The organism is Streptomyces sp. NPDC001315, assembly GCF_042896175.1.
In the GTDB taxonomy this organism is placed as follows: domain Bacteria; phylum Actinomycetota; class Actinomycetes; order Streptomycetales; family Streptomycetaceae; genus Streptomyces.
Map to the genome: position 1 here is coordinate 766,550 of NZ_JBIAWZ010000001.1, position 22,154 is coordinate 788,703.

A 22,154-nucleotide genomic window follows, 5' to 3' on the forward strand; every position below is an offset into this window, starting at 1 on the left:
CCAGCAGTTCCCCGCGCGTCCTCAGCAATTCCCCGCGCGTTCCCAGCAATTCCCCACGCGTCTCCGGCAAGTCCCCACGAACCCGAAGCAAGGTCACCCACACCCCATCACGACGCGGTCACGATCGCCCACTTGACACCGTATGCGCTCTTGCCGACCCCAGGGACCCGGCGTAGACCAGAGCGCACGGGGCAGACGCTCGACGTTCGACGACGAACGAAGAACGGGGCAGTGATGCGGAGCACGAGCAGAACACACCGGACAAGCAGGGCAAGCAGGGCCGCTAAAACCGCGGCGGCCGTCGTCGCGGGCGCACTGGCGCTCTCGCTCACCGCCTGCGGCGGCAGCGACGACAAGAAGAGCGGCAACAGCGACGAAAGCACCAAGGACGCCGGCACCACCGTCACCCTCCCCAAACTCGACGGCACCACCCTGGAGGTCGCCGCCGTCTGGACCGGCGCCGAACAGGCCAACTTCAAGAAGGTCCTGGCGGAGTTCGAGAAGCGCACGGGCGCGAAGATCACCTTCGTGCCCGCGCAGGACCCGATCATCAACTTCCTCGGTTCCAAGATCGCCGGCGGACAGCCCCCGGACATCGCGATGCTCCCGCAGCCCGGCGCGATCAAGCAGGCCGTGGACAAGAAGTGGGCCAAGCCACTGGGCGCCGAGGCCAAGGCCGAGCTCGCCAAGAACTACGCGCAGGGCTGGCAGGACATCGGCGCGGTGAACGGCACCCAGTACGGCGTCTACTACAAGGCCGCCAACAAGTCGCTGGTCTGGTACAACGCCAAGGTCTTCGAGAACGCGGGCGCCAGTGAGCCGAAGACGTGGCAGGACCTGCTGACGGCCGCGCAGACGGTCTACGACTCCGGCGTCACCCCGTTCTCCGTCGCGGGCGCCGACGGCTGGCCGCTGACCGACTGGTTCGAGAACATCTATCTCTCCCAGGCGGGCCCGGAGAAGTACGACCAGCTGGCCAAGCACGAGATCAAGTGGACGGACCCCTCCGTGAAGGAGGCGCTGACCACGCTCGCCCAGATCTGGGGCAAGAAGGACTATGTCGCGGGCGGCGCGAAGGGTGCCCTGCAGACGTCGTTCACCAGCTCGGTCACGCAGACCTTCACCGGCGGCGACCAGCCGAAGTCGGCGATGGTCTACGAGGGCGACTTCGTGCAGGTCAACATCGGGCAGACGAAGTCGAAGGTCGGTACGGACGCGAAGGTGTTCCCGTTCCCGAAGGTCGGCGACACCGCGCCCGTGGTCTCCGGTGGCGACGCGGCCGTCATCCTGAAGGACTCCAAGGGCGCGCAGGCGCTGGCGACCTTCCTGGCCTCGCCGGACGCGGCGACCATCCAGGCGAAGCTGGGCGGCTATCTCTCGCCCAACAAGAACGTCGACTTCTCCGCGTACCCGAACGACGTCCAGCGCAAGATCGCCCAGTCGCTGATCGCGGCGGGCGACGACTTCCGCTTCGACATGTCCGACCAGGCCCCGCAGGCCTTCGGCGGCACGCCCGGCAAGGGCGAGTGGAAGGACCTCCAGGACTTCCTGAAGAACCCGACGGACGTCGCGGGCACCCAGGCGAAGCTGGAGAAGGACGCGGCGGCGGCCTACGGGAGCGGGAGCTGATCCGGCGATGACGTCGGCCACGGCGGCAGGGGCCCCTCCGACCCCTGCCGCGCCGAAGAGCCGCAAGAGCGTGACCGGCACCCGCAGGACCGTGGCAGCGCTGTTCCTGCTGCCCGCCCTGGTGCTGCTCGGCGCGCTCGTGGTCTACCCGATCGGGTACTCGGTCGTGCGCAGTTTCTACGACCAGTCCGGCGACGGTTTCGCCGGCGTAGACAACTACAAGGCCCTCTTCACGGACGACGGCATCCGCACCGCGCTGAAGAACAACGTGATCTGGGTGGTGTTCGCGCCGACGGTCGCGACCGCACTCGGTCTGATCTTCGCGGTGCTCACCGAACGGGTGCGCTGGGGCACGGCGTTCAAGCTGGTCGTCTTCATGCCGATGGCCATCTCGATGCTCGCCTCCGGCATCATCTTCCGCCTGGTCTACGACCAGGACCCGGACAAGGGCGTCGCCAACGCGGTGTGGGTGGGCGTCCACGACACGTTCGCCCAGTCGTCGGCGTTCCCGAAGGCCCACCCGGGCCGTGATTCGCCGCTGCAAGCCGCACAAGGCGGCTTCATCACCAAGGTCCCCGTCCACACCGGCGACACCGTCACCCTCCCCCTCGTCGGCGTGGCCCCCGACCAGATGCCCGACAGCGCCGAGCCGGCGGTGGCGCCGAAGGCCGACCCGGGGAAGATCACCGGCACCACCTGGCAGGACTTCACCCGGGGCAAGGGCGTGGGCACCCTCGGCGCCCCGGACCCGTCCGAGGTGGGCTACGCGGGGATGCGGATCGAGGCGGTGAAGGACGGCAAGGTGGTGGCGTCGGCGAAGGCCGCCGCCGACGGCACGTTCACGCTTCCGGCGAGCGCGGACGGGGCCCGACTCCAGCTGCCCGCGAGCAACTTCACAGAGCCGTACAACGGCCTGGACTGGCTCGGCCCGTCGCTGGTCACCCCGGCCATCATCGGCTCGTACATCTGGATGTGGGCGGGCTTCGCGATGGTGCTGATCGCGGCCGGGCTCGCGGGCATGCCCCGTGAACTCCTGGAGGCCGCCCGGGTCGACGGCGCCAACGAGTGGCAGGTGTTCCGGAGGGTCACGGTGCCTCTCCTCGCGCCCGTCCTCGCGGTCGTCGTCGTCACGCTGATGATCAACGTGCTGAAGGTCTTCGACCTGGTCTTCATCATCGCCCCGGGCTCCTCCCAGGACGACGCGAACGTCCTCGCCCTGGAGCTGTACCGCAAGGGCTTCTCCGAGGACCAGCCGGGCATCGCCAGCGCGATCGCGGTGTTCCTGCTGCTGCTGGTGATCCCGGTGATGTGGTTCAACGTCCGTCGGCTCAGGCGGGAGGTGCGGCGATGACGACACATGCCGAAGGGCTCACCGAGGTGGCCCCCGTCGGGACCGTGAAGGCGAGGCGCTCGCTCGCCTCACGGATCGTGGAGAAGCTCGGCGGCGGCCTGGTCCGGGTGTTCCTGATCGTCGTCGGCCTGTTCTGGCTGGTGCCGACGATCGGTCTGCTCATCTCCTCGCTGCGCACGCCGACGGACATGAGCGCGAGCGGCTGGTGGAAGGTCTTCAGCGAGCCCTCGCAACTCACCTTCGACAGCTACCAGAAGCTGCTCGAGAACAGCGACATCACCAGCTCCCTGGTGAACACGGTTCTGATCACCGTCCCGGCGACGCTCCTGGTCGTGGTCATCGGCTCCCTCGCGGGGTACGCGTTCGCCTGGATGGAGTTCCCGGGCCGCGACTGGTGGTTCCTGGGCGTGGTCGGCCTGCTGGTCGTGCCGGTCCAGGTGGCGCTGATCCCGATCGCCGAACTGTTCGGCAAGATCGGCCTGTTCGGCACGGTCCTCGGTGTCGTCCTGTTCCACACGGGCTTCGGCCTGCCCTTCGCGGTGTTCCTGCTGCGGAACTTCTTCGCGGAGATCCCCCGCGAGCTGCTGGAGGCGGCCCGCCTCGACGGGGCAGGTGAGCTGCGGCTGTTCGCGCGGGTCGTGATGCCGCTGGGCGGACCGGCGATCGCCAGCCTGGGCATCTTCCAGTTCCTGTGGGTGTGGAACGACATGCTGGTCGCGCTGGTGTTCACCAAGTCCGGCACGCAGCCGATCACGGTCGCGTTGCAGACCCAGGTACGCCAGTTCGGCAACAACATCGACGTGCTGGCGCCCGGCGCGTTCATCTCCATGGTGATCCCGCTGGCCGTGTTCTTCGCGTTCCAGCGGCAGTTCGTTTCCGGGGTGATGGCGGGCGCGGTGAAGTAGCCCGCGAACAAACCCACTTGGCGGGGCGGCCCGGCACGGGGCCGCCCCGTCCCGTTCACCGCGCGTCCCCCGTATGCCGTACGCGCCGTAACCAAGTCACTCCATCGGCCGTTCCCGGGCAAGGCCCTGCAGTCGCATTTCCGTCGTCCGCTCGTAGGGCGGGCGGGAAGGCGACGACAGGGCCTACCGCCCGCGCCGACCCATGGATGTCCCTTGCCCAGGTTCAGTGTCATCGTCCCCGCGTACAAGGTTCAGGCGTACCTGCACGAGTGCCTGGAATCGGTACTCTCCCAGTCGTATCCCGATCTCGAACTGATCGCCGTCGACGACTGCTCGCCGGACGCCTGCGGATCGATCATCGACGAGTTCGCGGCACGTGATCCGCGCGTACGAGCGCTGCACCTGCCGGAGAACCGGGGCCTGGGCCGGGCCCGCAACGCCGGGATGGAGGAGGCGACCGGCGACTACCTGGTCTTCCTGGACTCCGACGACACGCTCACCCCGGACGCGCTGCGCGCGATCGCCGACCGAGTCAAGGAGACCGGCGAACCGGACGTCCTGGTCTACGACTACGCGCGCACGTACTGGTCCGGCGAGGCCGTCCGCAACAAGGTCGCCGCCCAGCTCACCGAGAAGGGCCCGGCCCCCTTCCGGCTGGCGGACCGCCCCGGCCTGCTCAAGGTGCTGATGGTGGCCTGGAACAAGGCGTACCGGCGGGAGTTCGTGGCGCGCGAGGGCCTCACCTTCCCGCCCGGCTACTACGAGGACACGCCCTGGACGTACCCGGTCCTGATGGCGGCGGAGACGATCGCGACCCTCGACCGGGTGTGCGTGCACTACCGGCAGCGCCGGCAGGGCAACATCCTCGGCACCACCAGCCGCAGGCACTTCGACGTGTTCGAGCAGTACGACCGGGTCTTCGCGTTCATCGAGAGGCGCCCCGAACTGGCCTGCTGGCGGCCGCTGTTGTTCCGCCGCATGGTCGACCACCTCTCGACGGTGTTCACCAAGCCGGGCCGGCTGCCGCGCGCCGCCCGCGCCGAGTTCCTGCGCAAGGCCCGCACCTACTACCGCCGTTACCGCGCCCCCGGCGCCCCCGTCCCGCTCCGCTCCCGTCTGCGCCACACCATGGTCCACCTCGGCCTGCACCGCACCTACCGCGTGCTGCAACGGGCGATGACCCTGCGCCGCCGTACCGCCAAGCTCACCAGCCGCCTGCTCAAGGCCGTGCGGGCCGCGGCGCTCCAGTTGCACTACCGCGTCCAGCTCCGCCTCCCGCTGCACGCCGACCAAGCCGTCTTCGCCGCCTACTGGGGCCGTGGCCACGGCTGCAACCCGGGCGCGCTGGAGGCCGCCTTCCGCACCTATGCCCCGCACATCCGCACGGCGTGGATCGCCCGCCCCGAGCACCACCCCACGATCCCGCCGGGCCCCCGCCGGCTGAGCCCCGGCACCGCCGCCTACTGGACGGCGCTCGCCCGCTCCAAGTACCTCGTCAACAACGTCAACTTCGACCGCCGTCTGGTCAAGCGCCCCGGCCAGGTCTTCGTCCAGACCCAGCACGGCACCCCGCTCAAGCACATGGGCCTCGACCTCCAGGAGCATCCCGCGGCCGCCCGCGACATGGACTTCACGGAGCTCCTCAAGGGTGTCGACAAGTGGGACTACGTCCTGTCCGCCAACCGCCACACCACGCTGACCTGGCAGCGCGTCTACCCCGGCGGCTACGCCACGCTCGAGTACGGATACCCCCGCAACGACGTCCTCCAGCAGGCGACCTCGGCGGACGTGACCCGGCTGCGCGCGCTGCTCGGCATCCCCGAGGGCACGGTGGCGATCCTGTACGCCCCCACCCACCGCGACCACCACCGCACCCAGCGCAGCACCCTCGACCTGGAGCGCGTCCTGCGCCGCCTGGGCCCGCGCTTCGTGATCCTGGCCCGCGCCCACTACTGGCACGACGGCCCCCTGGCCGGGGGCGGCCGCGTCATCGACGTCACCGGCCACCCGAGCGTGGAGTCCCTGTGCCTCGCCTCGGACGTGCTGCTCACCGACTACTCGTCGATCATGTTCGACTACGCCAACCTCGACCGGCCGATCGTGATCCACGCCGACGACTGGGAGGCGTACGAGGCGGCCCGCGGCACCTACTTCGACCTGCGCTCCTTCCCGCCGGGCGCGGTCGCGCGCAGCGAGGACGAGCTGATCGACATCTTCGCGACCGGCCACTGGCGCGGCTCGCGCTCCACCCAGCTGCGCACGGCCTTCCGGGAGCGCTTCTGCCCGTACGACGACGGACACGCCGCCGAACGCGTCGTACGCCATGTGGTGCTCGGCGAGACGGCGGGGCTGCCGCCGTTCGTGCCGCTCGGCGAGCGCTGTCCCGCACCGTCGGCGGCAAGCGCGCTCGCCCGCTCCCCGCTCGCAACCGTGCCGCAACCTTCCGGGCCTCGCCCCGTCACCGAGAGCCACTGAACGCCGTTTGCCTTTCCGGGAGTTCGTATGCGCCCCAGCACCTCGCGGCCCACCCCGACCCGGCCGTCCACCTGGCGACCGACCGGGCGGCCGGGCCGTATCCGTACGGCCTGAGCGGCAGGACCGCGACCAGGTCACCGACAGAGAAAGAGCAGAATGCCCCGCTTCAGCATCATCGTCCCGTCCCAGGGGGTCGCCGGCCGGCTGTCCCTGGCGCTGGACTCCGTCCTCGCCCAGTCCTTCGGCGACTTCGAGCTGATCCCGGTCTGCGACGCGCCCGACGCCCCCGCGGCGGACGTCGCCGCCGGGTACGCCGAACGGGACTCGCGGGTGACCCCGGTGCACTCGCCGCCGTCCGCCGGTCCGAGCGGGGCGCGCAACACGGGGATGCGGGCGGCGACCGGCGCGTATCTGCTGTTCCTCGACGGCGACGACGTGCTCGTGCCGGGCGCGCTGGCCGCGCTGGCCGACCGCCTCGACGCCACCGGTGATGTCGACGTCCTGTATTTCGAGCACGAGCGGACGCCCTGGTGGGAGGGCGAGCCGACCAATCCGGCCGCACCGCTGCTGGCGAAGGCACCGGCGGGGGCCTTCGCCCCCGAGCGGGCGCCCGAGGTGACCGGCGTGCAGCTGCCCGCGTGGAGCGCGGCCTACCGCAGCACGTTCGTCACGGACCGCGGGCTCACCTTCCCCGACGGGCACTTCACGGACCTGGGCTTCGGCGGCCTGGTCACGATCGCGGCCGAGCGGATGGCGGTGCTGCGCGGTGTCGTCGTACGGCATCTGGTGCGTCGGCAGGGCAGCCGGCTCAACCAGCCGGGCGCGCACCACTTCGAGCTGCTCGACCAGACCGACCTGGTGCTCACGCGGGCAGCCGAGCAAGGGCTGTCCGGCGCACGCTCGGAGCGGCTGTTCGAGCAGCTGTTCGCGACGGTGCTGAAGACGGCCGCCCATCCTCGGCGGCTGCCGTCCAGGAGGCGCGCGTTCTTCCGCCGGGCCGGCAAGCTCTACCGCCGTCACCGCCCGGCCGGTTTCCGCAGGCCCGGCGGCCGCCTGGGCGTGCAGCACCGGCTGCTGGCGGCCGGGGCGTACACGGCGTTCCGCGCGCTGCGCGGCGCCAACCAGTGCGCGGCGAGGGCCGCCCAGATCGTCCCGCGCCCCCGCATGCTGCGCACCAGCCTGCTGTACCGGAGGCAGCTGCGCCGCCCGCTCGAACCCGACCTGGCCGTGTACTGCGCCTACTGGGGCCGCGGCTACGCCTGCAACCCGGCCGCGATCCACGCCAAGGCCCGTGAACTCGCCCCGCACATCCGCTCGGTGTTCCTGGTGGAGGCGGACCAGGCGCACGCGATGCCGAAGGGCATCGACCACGCGGTGATCGGCAGCCGCCGCTACTGGGAGGTCCTGGCCCGCGCCAAGTACCTCGTCAACAACGCCAACTTCGCCGAGGGCGTGGTCAAGCGCGAGGGCAGTGTGCACGTGCAGACCCAGCACGGCACCCCGCTGAAGAAGATGGGCGTCGACCAGTCGACGTACCCCGTGGTGGCGGCCGCGACCGGCAGCTTCGCCAAGCTGCTGGGCCGCGTCGACCGCTGGGACTACAACCTCTCCTCCAACCGCCACTCCACCCAGATGTGGGAGCGCGCCTTCCCCGGCTCGTACGAGTCCCTGGAGTACGGCTATCCGCGCAACGACGTCTACTGCACGGCGACCGCCGACGACGTAGCCCGCGTCCGCCGCGAACTGGGCGTCCCGGAGGGCAGCACGGCCGTCCTCTACGCCCCCACCCACCGCGACCACCACACCGGCTTCGAGGCGGGCCTGGACCTGGAGGCGTTCTGCGAGGAGGCCGGCGAGGACGTCGTGGTCCTGCTGCGCGCCCATTACTTCTACGACCGGGGGCTGCGGAACACCACCGGCCGGATCATCGACGTCACCTCGCACCGCTCCTCCGAGGACGTCTGCCTGGCCGCCGACGCACTGGTCACCGACTACTCGTCGATCATGTTCGACTACGCCAACCTGGACCGGCCGATCGTCGTGTACGCCGACGACTGGGAGGTCTACCAGGAGACGCGGGGCGTCTACTTCGACCTGATGGAGGCACCGCCGGGCCCGGTCGCCCGCACGCCGGAGGAGCTGGCCGGGGTCTTCCGCGACGGCTCGTACGCGGGACCGGAGTCACGCGCGCTGCGGGCCGCCTTCCGGGAGCGCTTCTGCCAGTTCGACGACGGCCGGGCCGCCGAGCGGGTCGTACGCCGGGTGCTGCTCGGCGAGCCGCCGGAGGCGATCCCTCCCGTACTGCCGCTCGCGGAGCGCGTCCCGGCCCCCGCCGCCACCCTCGTAAGGAGCTGACCCCGCCGTGCCCCGCTTCAGCGTCATCATTCCCTGTTTCAAGGTGCAGGGCTTCCTGCGCGAGTGCCTCGACTCGGTCCTGGAGCAGTCGTACCGGGACATCGAGGTGATCGCCGTCGACGACTGCTCCCCGGACGGCTGCGGCGCGATCCTCGACGAGTACGCGGCCCGCGATGCGCGCGTCACGGTGCTGCACCTGCCGGAGAACGTCGGCCTGGGCCGCGCCCGCAACGCCGGGATCCCGCACGCCACCGGCGACTTCCTCTTCTTCCTCGACAGCGACGACACCCTCACCCCGGGTGCGCTGCGCGCGATGGCCGACCGGCTCGACGAGACGGCCGACCCGGACGTCCTGGTCTTCGACTACGCCCGCACCTACTGGTGGGGCGGTACGCGACGCAACGTCCTCGCCCATGTGCTGGCGGGTGGGGGTCCCCCCCGGTCGAGCGAAGCCGAGAACCTGAGGGCGGGCGACGGCACCTTCACGGTCGCCGAACGCCCGGAGATCCTCGATCTGTTGATGGTGGTCTGGAACAAGGTCTACCGCCGGGAGTTCGTGGCGAAGAACGGCTTCGAGTTCCCGCCCGGCTACTACGAGGACACGCCCTGGACGTTCCCGGTCATGCTCAGCGCGGGGCGGATCGCCACACTGGACCGGATCTGCCTGAACTACCGCCAGCGCCGCCAGGGCAACATCCTGTCCACCACCAGCCGCAAGCACTTCGACATCCACGAGCAGTACGAGCGGGTCTTCGCTTTCGTCGACTCCCGTCCTGAGCTCGCCACTTGGCGCCCCTACCTGCACCGCAAGATGGGCGAGCACTGCCTCGACATCCTCGCCAAGCCGGACCGGCTGCCGTCGTCGGACAAGGCCGAGTTCTTCCGGCTCACGGCGAAGATGTTCCGCAGGCTCAAGCCGGCGGGCGCGTCGGTGGAGGGCGAACTGCGGCTGCTGGAAGGCGGTTACCCCGCCTACCTGCTGAAGCGGCAGGCCGGGCGCGCGGGCCGGGAGATCGTGCGGCGGGCGCTGCCCGCGCGCAAGGCGGCGGCCGGGCGGGTCAAGCAGGGCTGGTCGGCGCTCCACGCCCGCCGTCCGCTCGACCCGAACCTCGCCGTGTACTCGGCGTTCTCGCACCGGGGCGTGCTCGGCGACCCGGCGGCCGTCTACCGCAAGGCCCTGGAGATCGCCCCGCACATCCGCGGGGTGTGGGTGGTGCGCAGCGAGGAGGAGGCGGCGGACGCGTCGCTGCTGCCGGCGGGCGTGGAACACGTGATCCTCGACTCCCTGCGCTACCACGAGATCACCTCGCGGGCGACGTACTTCGTCAACAACGTCAACTGGCCGGGCACGCTGGTCAAACGCCCGGGCAGCGTGCACATCCACACCCACCAGGGCACCCCGCTGAAGTACATGGCGGCCGACCTGCTGGACAAGCCCGGCGCCCGGCACGGCTTCGACGTGCCGCAGATGCTGCGCCGCGCCGACCGCTGGGACCACAGCCTGGTCGCCAACCGGCACTCCGAGCTGGTGTGGGAGCGGGCGTACCCGTGCCACTTCACGTCCGCGCGCACGGGCAGCCCCCGCAACGACGTCCTGGTCGGCGCCGGACCGGCGGACGGCGCGGCGGTCCGGGCCCGGCTGGGTGTCCCGCAGGACCACACGGTGGTGCTGTACGCGCCGACCCGCCGCGACTATCGGCGCGGCGGCCACGTCGACCGCCTCGACCTGGCCCGGTTCGCCGAGGACCTGGGCGAGGGCCACACCCTCGTCGTACGGCTGCACCCCTCCCTCGCCACCGGCCCGGCGCGCGGACTGGGCCTTGCGGACCTGCACCGGCGCGGGGTGCTGGTCGACGCGACGGACGAACCGCACGTCGAGGACGTCATGCTCGCCTCCGATGTGCTGGTCACCGACTACTCGGCCCTGATGTTCGACTACGCCAACCTGGACCGGCCGATCGTCGTCCACGCCGACGACTGGGCCGCGTACACGGCGAGCCGGGGCGCCTACTTCGACATCACCGCCGAACCCCCCGGCCATGTCTCGCGCACCTACCGGGAACTGGCCTGGCTGCTGGCCTCCGGCAGTTGGCGGGACGAGGAGTCGACGCGGCTGCGGGCCGGCTTCCGGGAGCGGTTCTGCGAGTACGACGACGGGCACGCCGCCGAACGCGTCGTACGGACCCTGATGCTGGGCGAGTCCATGCCACCGGCGTCCGCCACGGCCCGGGTGCCCGAACCGGCCGCCGCCGGGCACGACCTGCTCGCGTCCTCATGAGGCCCCGCACCTGGGTACTCGTCCTGGCCGCGGTCTTCGCCCTGCTCCAGCTCGCGAACGTCACCGGCCGGGACACCCCCGACACCAAGAACTACCTGTCGTACGCGCTGAGCCTGCGCGGTGAGGGCAAGCACGCGGCGGCGGCCGCGACCATCGACTACGCCTGCTCGGGCAAGGCGTCGATCGCCCGCCGCAACCAGAACGTGGACGTGATCCGCTTCCACCGGGCGGACCCCACCGCACGGGTCATGGCAGCGTGCCGGGCCCGGGAGTGGCGGGCTGTCGGGGCGCGGCTGGCGGCCGGGCAGACCGGCGGGCACACCGTGCCGTACATGCCCGAACGGTTCATGCGGATCTTCGAGGTGCGGCCCGGCTACCCGGTGTTCCTGCTGCCGTACATCACGGTGTTCGGCGTGACGTGGGGCCTGTGGGCGGCGAGCGTCGTGGTCACGGTCCTGGGCGGTGTCCTCGCCTTCCTGATCCTGCGCACGGTGCGGACTCCGACGCCCTTGTGCCTGACCGGGCAGGCCCTGTTCTACGTCCTGCCGTGCGGCGCCACCGCCATGCGCCCGATGACCGAGGGACTGCTGCTGACGCTGACCCTGGCGGCCGTGTGGGGCTGCGCGCTGGCACTGGACGGCCGGGTGCGGGCGGGGACTCTGCTCGTCTGCGGTGCGCTGGCCGCGCTGTTCGCCGTGAAGCACTCCCAGGCGCTGTTCCTCGGGCTGTGCCTGGCGGGGGCGGGTGCGGCGATCGGGGTACGGCGATGGCGGGCGGGTGCTTCGTACGGGCGCGGCCTCGTGGCGGTGACGGCGGCCGGGTGCTGCGGTGTGCTCGCAACGTTGCTGCTGGCGAAGGTGCTGCACTATCCGTCCGAGTCGGAGAGCCTCCAGGACCTGCTCACCGGCCACTTCTCGCGGCCCGACCGGACCCGTCCCTGGTCGGACTTCTTCCACCTCCAGCTCAACTTCTGGGTGGAGTGGCTGCGGCGGCAGCTGTGGGAGCCGTTCTTCGTGGCCGCGCTGGCCGCCGGGGCGTGGGGGGCGCTGCGGCGGCGCCGGGCGTTCGGCTGCTTCCTGCTGGCGGCCGCGTTCACCGGGATCCTCACCCAGGCCGGGCACCCCGACATCAACATCTGGGGCAACCGGCTGATCGTGCTGGCGTGGCTGCTGCCGGTGGTGGGAGTGCCGCTGCTGCTGGAGCCCGTCATGCGGGGTCGGGTCGTCGTGCCCGTGCAGGACCGGGTCAAGCAGGCTCACTCGTTGAGGTGACAATCGGTAGGGCCGTTGATCCTGGCGGGAAGATACGGCCAATGCCCCTGATGTCCCTTTCCGCCCCCGTGTCGGTCCGGTGAGCACCGGTGCCCTCGTCCGACGGTCGGTGCGCGGAGCCACGGCGCTGCGCGGCGGCCGTGCCTGGCGTCCGACCCCGTACCAGGTCTTCGGCTTCCTGTTCTGGCTGGTGATGTCGCTGGCGTACTGGCGGGTCCCGCTGTGCTGCGACGCGGGCCAGCACGCGGCGGTCGTCGAACGCCTCAAGGCGCATCTCCTCCACCCGCGCCACCCGATGGCGGACCTGCCGGGCGCGGGCAGCCCGTACTACTCGCCGTACGCGGTCGCGCAGGGCGCGTTCGCCCGGCTGACGGGGCTGTCCGGCTGGGCGGTGGTGAAGCTCGCCGGGCCGGTGAACCTGCTGGTGCTGCTGACCGGCATCGGCCGCTTCGTGCGTGTGCTGACGCCCCGGCCGTGGGCGCCGGTGCTGGCGCTGGCCTCGATGACGCTGCTGTGGGGTACCGAGCGGGCCTGGTGGAGCGGCTACCTCGGGCTGATGTCGATGACCGGCACCCTCGCCTACCCGTCCGCGTTCGCGATCGGGCTCGCCTTCTGGGCCTGGTCCCGGACGGGCACGCGGGCACGGGACACGCGGCAGGTGCGGTACGTGGGACCGAGCGGACTGCGCGGCTTCACCGGGTATGCGGGGCTCGGCGCGCTGTACGGGCTGATCCTGCTCGTCCATCCGATCACGTCGGTGGCGGCGGTGCTGGGGGCGGTGGCCTGCGTCGCCGGGTGGCAACGGGCCTGGCGGCCGGCGGTGGTGCTGCGATGGGCGGTGGCGGGCGCGGTGGCACTGGCCGTCGCGGCGAGCTGGCCGTACTTCGACGTGTTCGCCCTGGCCGGTGACGGCAGCGTGGACGCGATGCACCAGCGGCTGTACGTGGGTCTCGGCGGACACTTCTGGCTGGCGCTGCTGGGGGTGCCGGTGCTGTGGCTGCGGGTGCGCAGATCGTCATGGCGGGATCCGCTGGCGCTGATGTTCGTACTCGACTGCCTGGTGGTGGCGTACGGCTGGCTCAGCGGTCACTACACCTACGGCCGGATCCTCGGGCTGACGCTCGTGGGGCCGCAGTTCGCGCTGGCGGTGGAGCTGGCGGCGGCGCGGCCGTGGCCGGTGTGGCGGCGGGCACTGAGCGCGGTGGCGGCGACCGGGGCCTGCCTGGGCTTCCTGACCGTGCAGGCGGGGGCCGTGATCCCCCGCTCACTGGACCCGGTCGGCTTCAAGCAGCCGCCGGACTGGCCGTCGTACTACTGGGCCGCGCGGCACATCGGGCCCGGCGAGGTCGTGATCACCGACGGGTACTACGCCGTCCACGCGATCGCGGGCTACGGCCCGAACCTCGCCGCGCCCGCCTGGCCGGACGCGGCCCTGGACGAACGGGTCCGGCTTCGCCGACTCGCCGACGTCCAGGCCTACCTCTCCCCGTCCGCGACCCGCGCCGAGCGCACCTCCATCGCCCGCCGCTACCACGTGCGCTGGCTGCTGCTGACGCGCTGGCGCAAGGTGCCCGAGGAGGCGGTGGTGGTGGCGTGGAGCCGGCGGACGGGGGAGGTGCTGGCGCGGGTCGGCGACGGTTCCGGCTCCGGCTCCGGCCGGTGAACTACTCGGTCTGCTCGGTCTGCTCGATCTACTCGATGACGAGCTCGACGGGGATGTTGCCGCGGGTGGCGTTGGAGTAGGGGCAGACCTGGTGGGCCTGCTCGACCAGCTTGCGGCCGGTGGCCTGGTCCACCGTGTCGGGGAGTTCGACGCGGAGGGTGACCGCGAGGCCGAAGCCCTCGCCCTGCTTGCCGATGCCGACCTCGCCGGTGACGGCGGCTTCGCTGACGTCCACCTTGGCGGCGCGGCCGACCAGGCCCAGGGCGCTGGCGAAACAGGCCGCGTAGCCGGCGGCGAACAGCTGCTCCGGGTTGGTGCCCTGGCCGTTACCGCCCATCTCCACCGGGATGGCCAGCTGGAGGTCCAGCTTGCCGTCCGAGGAGACGGCACGGCCGTCGCGGCCGTGGGTGGCGGTGGCGACAGCGGTGTAGAGCGCGTCCATGGATGAACCATCCCTCTCGAATCACGTTCCGGCGACCCGTCCGGCCGCCCTCACGACCACAAGTAGAGCACACGATTCAATTGCACACAACTAAATGGCCCACTAGAGCTATCCTGAGGCCATGACGCCGACCCAGACGCCCATCACCGAGGCCGGGGAGACCGGGGAGAACTGGCTCCGCCTCGACCGCCAGATCTGCTTCTCCCTGCACGCCGCCTCGCGCGCCTTCAACGGCGTCTACCGCGTGATCCTCAAGGACCTCGGACTCACCTACCCCCAGTACCTCGTGATGCTGGTCCTGTGGGAGCAGGGCGAGCTGCCCGTGAAGAAGCTGGGCGAGCACCTGCGTCTCGACTCCGGCACACTGTCACCGCTGCTCAAGCGGCTGGAGGCGGCCGGCCTGGTCACGCGGGAGCGCAGCGCGCGCGACGAACGCTCGGTGGAGGTGCGGCTGACCGGGCAAGGGGTCGCGCTGCGGGAGCGGGCGCTTCAGGTGCCGCGCCGGATCGCCGCCGCGACCGGCTTCGACCTCGACGAGATCCGCGAGCTGCGCGAGCGGCTCGACCAGCTCACCACGACACTGGACGCGGCGGCGCTGGAGGAGACGCCGGGCTGCGAGTAGGCGGGCGGCCACCGCCCTGCCTCCGGGCGCGTCGCGCGGAGCGTGTCGTCGGCGCGCACCTCGGCCCCCCCTCTCAAGACGCGACCGATTTGTGCGATTAATCTGCGCTTCCTGATTATTGGCGGCGTATCAGCACTGATGCGCCACTCGCGCGGCTTACGATCCGCGGTGATGACACGTCGCCGCCGCCTCCTGCCGCTCGCCGCCGCCTGGCTCGCCACCCGAGCCGTGATGCTGTGGCTGCTCGCCCACGACTCCCTGCCGTGGCTGGGAGGCCGCGTCGCCAGGGAGGTGTGGCGCCTGTACCACCACTGGTACGTCGTCCTCTCGCACGGCGCCTTCCCCGCACACGACAGGCTGTGGCAGTACCCGCCGGGCGCCGGGCCGGTACTGCTGGCGCCGGGACTGCTGCCGTGGCTGACGTACCTCCAGGCCTTCGTCGTCCTCACCCTCGTGTCGGACGCGGTCGTCGCGGTCACGCTGGCCCGCGTCGGCCTGCGGCCCGGCCGCAGCCTGTGCGGGGCCGTGCTGTGGGTGGGCGCGCTGCCGCTGTTGCTGCGCCTCCCGCTCGCGCGCTACGACGTCCAGGTCACGGCGCTTGCCGTCGTCTCGCTGCTGGCGCTGTCGCGCTCCACGCGTGTGTGCGGGGCGTTCGCGGCGCTCGCCGCGCTGGTGAAGGTGTGGCCGCTGCTGTTGCTGGTGGGGGTGGCGAAGGGGCGGGCGACTCGGTCGGTGTGGACGTGGGCGGCGGTGACGGGCGGCGCGGTCCTCATTCCTCTCGTGGTTTCGTTCAACAATTCCCTTGCCTTCTTGCGCCAACAGGGCGGAAGGGGCGTGCAGATCGAGTCCCTCGGCGGCACGGTCCTCGGCCTCGCGACGCACGCCGGGTGGCCGGGCAAGGTGCGGTACCAGTACGGCGCGATGGAGTTCACCGGCCCGCACGTCTCCGCCGTCGCGCACGCCTGTCTCGCCCTGACGGCCGTCTCCTTCGGGCTCCTGCTGCTGTGGCGGTTGAGGGCCAGGCGGTGGACCGAGGCGACGCCGTACGACGCCGCGCTGACCGCCCTGCTCCTGTTCGTCGTCACCAGCCGGGTGATCAGTCCGCAGTACATGATCTGGCTGCTGGGCCTGGCCGCCGTGTGCCTGACCTCGCGGCACACCACCCAGCGTCCGGTGGCCGTGCTGGTCGTGGTGGCCACCGGGGTGAGCACCGCCGTGTTCCCCACCCTCTACCCCGACGTCATCGCCTCCACCTGGACCGGCTGCGCGCTGATGCTCGTCCGCAACGGGCTGCTGGCCACGGCCGCCGGGCTGTCCTTCGTCCGCCTGTGGCGGTCCGGACGCCCCACCCACCTCACTTCCGACTCCGAATCCGAATCCGACCCCGAATCCGGCACGTGGACCTCATGCCCCACCGTCAGCTCCCCCAGGCTGCGGTCGTCGTCATCGGCTACAACGACGCCGCACATGTGACCGACGCGGTGCGCTCGGCGCTCGCGCAAGGTCCCGCCGTGCGTGAGGTCGTCGCCGTCGACGACTGCTCGACGGACGGCAGCGCCGAGCTGCTCACCCGCCTCGCCGGGACCGAACCGCGGCTGCGCGTGGTGCGGCGCGCGGTCAACAGCGGCGGCTGCGGCGCCCCGCGCAACACCGGGCTCGACGCGGTGACGGCGCCGTACGTGATGTTCCTCGACAGCGACGACGTACTGCCGCCGGGTGCGGTGGACGCGTTGCTCACGGCGGCGACGGAGGAGCACGCGGAGGTGGCGGGCGGCCTGTGCGTGCGCCGCGAGCTGCCCTCGGGGCGCGAAGTGCCCTGGCAGGGGCGCCTGTACGCGGAGCGTGCCGTGATCGCGCGTCCCGCGCGGCGCCCGCTCCTGGTTCACGACACGCTCTGCGTCAACAAGCTCTACCGCACCGCCTTCCTGAACTCCCACGGCATCCGTTTCCCCGAAGGCCGCTTCCACTACGAGGACTTCGTCTTCACCGCGCGCGTGCTCGCCGCCGCCCCACGCATCGCGCTCGTCCCTGAACGGGTGTACGTATGGCAGGTGCGCCGGTCCGCCGAGCGGCTGTCGATCTCCCTGGACCGCGCGGGCATCGACAACTGGAAAGCGCGCACGGACGCGAGCCGGATGGCCTACGAGATCCTGCTGGGCGCCGGGCAGAAGGGGCTCGCACGGGCGGCACGCGCCAAGTTCCTCGACCACGAACTGCGCCTGTACGCGCGCGAGCTGGGGCTGCGCGACGAGAGTTACCAGCGCGCGTGGTGGACGCACACGCGGGCATACCTCGCGGAGTACGACGCCGCCGACTGGACGCCCGACCCGACCGCACCCGGCCGTCTCCTCGCGCGGGTCGTCCTCGCCTCCGCCGAGCCGCGTGACCTGCCCCGGCTCAGGGAGCTGGCGGCCCGCCCGGCGCGCCTGCTCCCGCCCTACGCGCGCGCCACGGACGGCACACCCGTCTGGTCCGCCGACCTCCCCCAGGTCACCCTGGAGTCCCTGCTGACCCGCCCCGTCCGCCTCCTCCCCTTCACGGTCGACGCACAACTGCGCCCCCGCGCGCGTGGCACCCTCCTGCGGCTTCGCCTGCACGAGCTGTACGGCCGGATGGAGGAGGCGGGCCCCCAGGCGGTGGAGGTGGAGTGGCGGATGCGCGACGGCGAGGGAAGGGGGTGCGTGCGCCCGGCCGGCGCCGGGGCCGTCGCACTCGCCCGCGCCTCGGACGGCACCTGGACGGCCGATACGACCGTGGACCTGGCAGCGCTCGGGGCGTGCGGCGCGAGCACCTGGGACCTGCGCCTGCTCGTGCTGTTCGCGGACAGCACGAGCCGCGAGGTGACGGCGCACGCCGTCACGGACCCCGGTCGGCTGCGCCGCCGCGCCGTGGTGAACGCCCGCCACGCCGTCGTGCTCGTGCAGCCGTACGCCACACACTCCGGGGCGCTGGCACTGCGCGTGGCGCCAGGAGCACGGGGAGTTGCGGCAGTCGTCCACGGGAGGCTCCGCCGCCTGATTGACTGAAAGCCGCACATACCGCGCACGAGTTCGCACCACCCAGGAGCCAACTGACGAGGGGACGGCCGCACATGACCTGGCTGATCACCGGCGGTGCCGGCTACATCGGGGCACATGTCGTCCGGGCGATGACCGAGGCGGGCGAGAGAGCCGTGGTGTACGACGACCTGTCCACCGGCATCGCCGAGCGCGTGCCGGACGGGGTGCCCCTCGTCGTGGGCTCGACGCTGGACGAGGTGCTGCTGGCGCGCACCCTCGCCGACCACGACGTCACCGGCGTGGTGCACCTGGCGGCGAAGAAGCAGGTGGGCGAGTCGGTGGACCTCCCCCTGCTGTACTACCGCGAGAACCTGGAGGGCCTGCGCATCCTGCTGCAGGCGGTGACGGCGGCCCGCGTCCCCTCGTTCGTCTTCTCGTCCTCCGCGGCGGTGTACGGCATGCCCGACTCCGCCGCGGGCCGCGGGGACCTGGTGACGGAGGAGACGCCGTGCGTGCCCATGTCGCCGTACGGCGAGACGAAGCTGGCCGGCGAGTGGCTGGTCCGGGCGACGGGCCGGGCGACCGGCCTGTCCACGGCCTCGCTGCGCTACTTCAACGTGGCGGGCGCGGCGAGCCCCGAACTCGCCGACGTGGGCGTCTTCAACCTCATCCCCATGGTCTTCGAGAAGCTCACGGAGAAGGCGCCCCCGCGCATCTTCGGCGACGACTACCCCACCCCCGACGGCACCTGCGTCCGCGACTACATCCACGTCGTCGACCTGGCCGAGGCCCACGTGTCCGCGGCCCGCGCCCTACGGGCCGCCCCCGGCCGCGACCTCACCCTCAACATCGGCCGCGGGGAGGGTGTCTCGGTACGCGAGATGATCGACCGCATCAACGCCGTCACCGGCTACGACCGTCCCCCCACGGTCACCCCGCGCCGCCCCGGCGACCCGGCCCGGGTCGTCGCCTCCGCCGACCGCATCGCCACCGAACTGGGCTGGAAGGCCAAGCACGACGTCCAGGACATGATCACGTCGGCGTGGGAGGGCTGGGTACGACTGCATCCGGAGGCGGCACGGGCGTAGGCGCGGGCGGTGGGCGAGGAGGGCCGGGAGGATCTCCGGGCCGCTGCCGGCGACGGCGACGACCTCGTGGCCGGCCGACGTCAGCAGCAGGACCATGCCCTCCCGGAGGAGGGCGTTGTCCTCGGCGATCACCACTCTCATGGGCTCTCCGCTCACAGCGCCTTGAGCGCCTCGCTGGTCGCTCGTGCCAAGGCCCCCAGGTATCCCTTCGGGAGCTTCGGGCTGCGGATCACCACCGAACGCCAGTACAGGGGGCCGGAGATCAGGTCGAGGGCGAGCTCCTCGTCGATGCCGAGGCGGACCTCGCCGCGCCGCTCCGCCGCCGCGACGATCCCGCTGGCGACGCCCTCCTGCCCCTCCCGCAGGGCCTTCTGCATGGCCTCGGCGATCTCGGGGTTGCGGGCCGCCTCGGCCTGGAGGTCCGGGATGATCTGCGAGGCCACGGGGTGGCGCAGCGCACGGGAGGTCATCTCGTACAGCAGTCGCAGATCACCCTCGAGGGAGCCCGTGTCCGGGGCGGGCAGGCCCTGCACGGCGATCGCCGAGACGACGTCGAGGACGAGGTGCAGCTTGGAGCGCCAGCGGCGGTACACCGCCGTCTTGCCGACGCCCGCCCGGCGGGCGATGCCCTCTATGGACATCCGCGCGTAGCCGACGGCCGCGAGCTCCTCGAAGACGGCCGCGCGGATGGCTTCCGTCACATCCTCGCGGAGTACGGCAGCTCCCGCGGGGGTGCGGCGGCGCGGACGCGTCTGGGGCCCGTCGGCGTTCGTCGTCATGCGGACCAGCATAGGGCGTTACGACGATACGGTCCCGTCCCCACGCACCACGTCGCGACGCAACGGGCCCGTCCCCACGACGCCACCGTCCCGTCCTTGCGACGCCAGGGCCTCGTCGCCACCACGCAACGGCCCCGTCCCCGCGACGCCAAGGTCTCGTCGCCGCGACGAAACGGTCTCGTCCTTGCGTCGATACGGTCTCGTCCTCGCGTAGCTCGTCACGACGAAACGGTTGCGTTCCGACGCCAACTCGGCCTACGCTCACGTTGCGACGATACGGTCCCGTCCCGACGTGAGAAAACATTAAGAAGAGCGTAAGGAACTCCGGGCCCACGGACCCGGCGCGAGCCGGACGCACGCACCCCCTCCCCCGAACGAAAGCAGCGGATGTGAGCCAGGTCCTCCACACACCGCCCCCCGCACCGGCCCCGGCCGACGACGACCTCCCGGCCCTCGCCGCCCGCCACGGCCTCGCGGTCAGCGGTGCCCGCCCCTCCCTGCCCGAGTACATCCGCCAGCTGTGGGCGCGGCGCCACTTCATCAACGCCTTCGCCACCGCCAAGCTCACCGCCCAGTACAGCCAGGCGAAGCTGGGCCAGCTCTGGCAGGTGATGAACCCGTTGCTGAACGCGGCGGTGTACTACTTCATCTTCGGCATGCTGCTGGGCACCTCTCACGGCGTGCCGGACTTCGTGCCGTTCCTGGTTACGGGCGTGTTCATCTGGGCGTTCACGCAGAGCTCGATCATGGCCGGCACGCGGGCGATCTCCGCCAACCTCGGCCTCGTACGGGCACTGCACTTCCCGCGGGCCGCACTCCCGATCTCCTTCTGCCTCCAGCAGCTCCAGCAGCTGCTGTTCTCCATGGCCGCGCTGATCGTCATCCTGCTCTGCTTCGGCGTGCCGGTCAGCATGTCCTGGCTCCTGGCGGTGCCCGCCCTGCTGCTGCAGTTCACCTTCAACGCCGGCGTCTCGTTGGTCATGGCCCGGATGGGTGCGAAGACTCCGGACATCGCCCAGCTGATGCCGTTCATCCTGCGCACCTGGATGTACGTCTCGGGCGTGATGTGGAGCATCGACAAGGTGCTCAGCCACGACGATCTGCCCCACTGGGCGATGACGGCACTCCAGTGCAACCCGGCCGCGGTCTACATCGACCTGATGCGCTTCGCCCTGATCGACAGCTTCCACGCCGGCCAGTTGCCGCCCCATGTGTGGCTGGTCGCGACGGGCTGGGCGCTGCTCGCCGGAGTCGGCGGCTTCATCTACTTCTGGAAGGCTGAGGAGACGTACGGCCGTGGCTGAGAACTCGACTTCCGCGAACGCGCGGATCCCCACCGTCGTCGCCGACCACGTCGACATCGTCTACCGGGTCAACGGCACCGGTGCCGGCCGCGGTTCCGCGACCGCCGCCCTCAACCGCATCATGCGCCGCGAGAAGACCGAGAGGGCGGCGGGCGTGCGCAAGGTGCACGCGGTGAAGGAGGTGTCGTTCGTCGCGTACAAGGGCGAGGCGATCGGCCTGATCGGCACCAACGGCTCCGGCAAGTCGACCCTGCTCAAGGCGGTCGCCGGCCTGCTTCCGGTGGAGAGCGGCAGGATCTACACCGACGGCCAGCCCTCCCTCCTCGGTGTCAACGCGGCTCTGATGGGCGACCTGACCGGCGAGCGCAACGTCTACCTCGGCGGCCTGGCGATGGGCATGTCCCGGGAGCAGGTCAAGGAGCGCTACCAGGAGATCGTCGACTTCTCCGGCATCAACGAGAAGGGCGACTTCATCAGCCTCCCCATGCGGACGTACTCCTCCGGCATGGGCGCCCGGCTGCGCTTCTCCATCGCCGCCGCCAAGGACCACGACGTCCTCCTCATCGACGAGGCGCTGGCCACCGGTGACCGCTCCTTCCAGCGGCGTTCCGAGGAGCGGATCCGCGAGCTGCGCAAGAAGGCGGGCACGGTGTTCCTGGTCAGCCACAGCAGCGGGTCGATCCGCGACACCTGCGACCGGGTCCTGTGGCTGGAGCGCGGCGAGCTGCTCATGGACGGTCCGACGGACGAGGTCATGAAGGAGTACGAGGCGTTCACGAACGGCACGGGCAAGGCGCCCCGGCCGCTCCGGGAGGCACGCCCGGAACCGGGGCGGGAGAAGACCGCCGCCCTTTCCTGATCCGGGCCCTCCTGATGCGCGCCCTGTCCGCGCCCTCCCGATGCGCCCGGCTCCGGCACCCTCCCGATGCAACACCCTCCCCATCCGGGCCCGTGAACCAGCCCTCCGATCCAGCCCCCTGATCCGACCCGGAG

General features: G+C 71.3%; 16 protein-coding genes and 1 pseudogene. 14 read left to right on the forward strand and 3 right to left on the reverse strand.

Features of this window, described 5'->3' with window-relative positions:
• Positions 1-234: 234 nt before the first annotated feature.
• The 8 genes from ACFY16_RS03350 to ACFY16_RS03385 all read left to right on the forward strand — a co-directional run bounded on the left by ACFY16_RS03350 (position 235) and on the right by ACFY16_RS03385 (position 13,927).
• On the forward strand, positions 235-1,629 hold the full coding sequence (locus ACFY16_RS03350; protein WP_390645364.1) for an ABC transporter substrate-binding protein: 1,395 nt from the start codon (positions 235-237) through the stop codon (positions 1,627-1,629).
• A gap of 7 nt (positions 1,630-1,636) precedes the next feature.
• Positions 1,637-2,980: a carbohydrate ABC transporter permease gene (locus ACFY16_RS03355; protein ID WP_390645365.1), complete on the forward strand. Its 1,344-nt coding sequence runs from the start codon at positions 1,637-1,639 to the stop codon at positions 2,978-2,980.
• The gene (locus ACFY16_RS03360; RefSeq protein ID WP_390645366.1) at positions 2,977-3,885 is read left to right on the forward strand and encodes a carbohydrate ABC transporter permease; all 909 of its coding nucleotides are present in this window, start codon (positions 2,977-2,979) and stop codon (positions 3,883-3,885) included. The genes ACFY16_RS03355 and ACFY16_RS03360 overlap by 4 nt, the downstream gene beginning before the upstream one ends.
• 213 nt (positions 3,886-4,098) lie before the next feature.
• The gene (locus tag ACFY16_RS03365) at positions 4,099-6,360 is read left to right on the forward strand and encodes a CDP-glycerol glycerophosphotransferase family protein (RefSeq protein WP_390645367.1); all 2,262 of its coding nucleotides are present in this window, start codon (positions 4,099-4,101) and stop codon (positions 6,358-6,360) included.
• A gap of 156 nt (positions 6,361-6,516) precedes the next feature.
• On the forward strand, positions 6,517-8,715 hold the full coding sequence (locus ACFY16_RS03370) for a CDP-glycerol glycerophosphotransferase family protein (RefSeq protein ID WP_390645368.1): 2,199 nt from the start codon (positions 6,517-6,519) through the stop codon (positions 8,713-8,715).
• Positions 8,716-8,722: 7 nt separating this feature from the next.
• On the forward strand, positions 8,723-10,993 hold the full coding sequence (locus tag ACFY16_RS03375) for a CDP-glycerol glycerophosphotransferase family protein (protein ID WP_390645369.1): 2,271 nt from the start codon (positions 8,723-8,725) through the stop codon (positions 10,991-10,993).
• Positions 10,990-12,264 carry a hypothetical protein gene (locus ACFY16_RS03380; RefSeq protein ID WP_390645370.1) on the forward strand — a complete coding sequence of 425 codons (1,275 nt, stop codon included), beginning with the start codon at positions 10,990-10,992 and terminating at the stop codon, positions 12,262-12,264. The genes ACFY16_RS03375 and ACFY16_RS03380 overlap by 4 nt, the downstream gene beginning before the upstream one ends.
• A gap of 79 nt (positions 12,265-12,343) precedes the next feature.
• Positions 12,344-13,927, forward strand: a complete 1,584-nt coding sequence (locus tag ACFY16_RS03385) for a hypothetical protein (protein ID WP_390645371.1) — start codon at positions 12,344-12,346, stop codon at positions 13,925-13,927.
• Positions 13,928-13,955: 28 nt separating this feature from the next.
• On the opposite strand, the gene ACFY16_RS03390 is transcribed toward ACFY16_RS03385, so the two are convergent.
• Positions 13,956-14,369 carry an organic hydroperoxide resistance protein gene (locus ACFY16_RS03390; protein ID WP_390645372.1) on the reverse strand — a complete coding sequence of 138 codons (414 nt, stop codon included), beginning with the start codon at positions 14,367-14,369 and terminating at the stop codon, positions 13,956-13,958.
• A gap of 121 nt (positions 14,370-14,490) precedes the next feature.
• Here ACFY16_RS03390 and ACFY16_RS03395 point away from each other — a divergent pair, with 121 nt between their 5' ends.
• The 4 genes from ACFY16_RS03395 (at position 14,491) to galE (ending at position 19,078) form a co-directional block, all read left to right on the forward strand.
• Positions 14,491-14,991: a MarR family winged helix-turn-helix transcriptional regulator gene (locus ACFY16_RS03395; protein ID WP_390645373.1), complete on the forward strand. Its 501-nt coding sequence runs from the start codon at positions 14,491-14,493 to the stop codon at positions 14,989-14,991.
• 171 nt (positions 14,992-15,162) lie between these two features.
• Complete coding sequence (locus ACFY16_RS03400; protein WP_390645374.1) at positions 15,163-16,464, forward strand: glycosyltransferase family 87 protein; 1,302 nt, start codon at positions 15,163-15,165, stop codon at positions 16,462-16,464.
• Complete coding sequence (locus ACFY16_RS03405) at positions 16,398-18,017, forward strand: glycosyltransferase family 2 protein (protein ID WP_390645375.1); 1,620 nt, start codon at positions 16,398-16,400, stop codon at positions 18,015-18,017. Before ACFY16_RS03400 ends, ACFY16_RS03405 begins: the two co-directional genes overlap by 67 nt.
• Before the next feature lie 65 nt (positions 18,018-18,082).
• Entirely contained in the window at positions 18,083-19,078 is a 996-nt protein-coding gene (gene galE / locus ACFY16_RS03410; RefSeq protein WP_390645376.1) for a UDP-glucose 4-epimerase GalE, read from the forward strand.
• Here galE and ACFY16_RS03415 read toward each other — a convergent pair.
• Together ACFY16_RS03415 and ACFY16_RS03420 are read right to left on the reverse strand one after the other, a co-directional pair.
• A pseudogene (locus tag ACFY16_RS03415) lies at positions 19,078-19,219 on the reverse strand (DNA-binding response regulator); the annotation flags it as partial. The gene galE and the pseudogene ACFY16_RS03415 sit on opposite strands and share 1 nt — an antisense overlap.
• A gap of 11 nt (positions 19,220-19,230) precedes the next feature.
• Positions 19,231-19,869, reverse strand: coding sequence for a TetR/AcrR family transcriptional regulator (locus ACFY16_RS03420; RefSeq protein ID WP_390645377.1), 639 nt, complete (start codon positions 19,867-19,869; stop codon positions 19,231-19,233).
• A gap of 377 nt (positions 19,870-20,246) precedes the next feature.
• On the opposite strand from ACFY16_RS03420, the gene ACFY16_RS03425 reads away from it, so the two are divergent.
• A complete protein-coding gene (locus ACFY16_RS03425; protein WP_390645378.1) occupies positions 20,247-21,161 on the forward strand; it encodes an ABC transporter permease in 915 nt (304 codons plus the stop codon).
• Positions 21,136-22,020, forward strand: coding sequence for an ABC transporter ATP-binding protein (locus ACFY16_RS03430; RefSeq protein WP_390646086.1), 885 nt, complete (start codon positions 21,136-21,138; stop codon positions 22,018-22,020). Before ACFY16_RS03425 ends, ACFY16_RS03430 begins: the two co-directional genes overlap by 26 nt.
• Positions 22,021-22,154 lie beyond the last annotated feature (134 nt).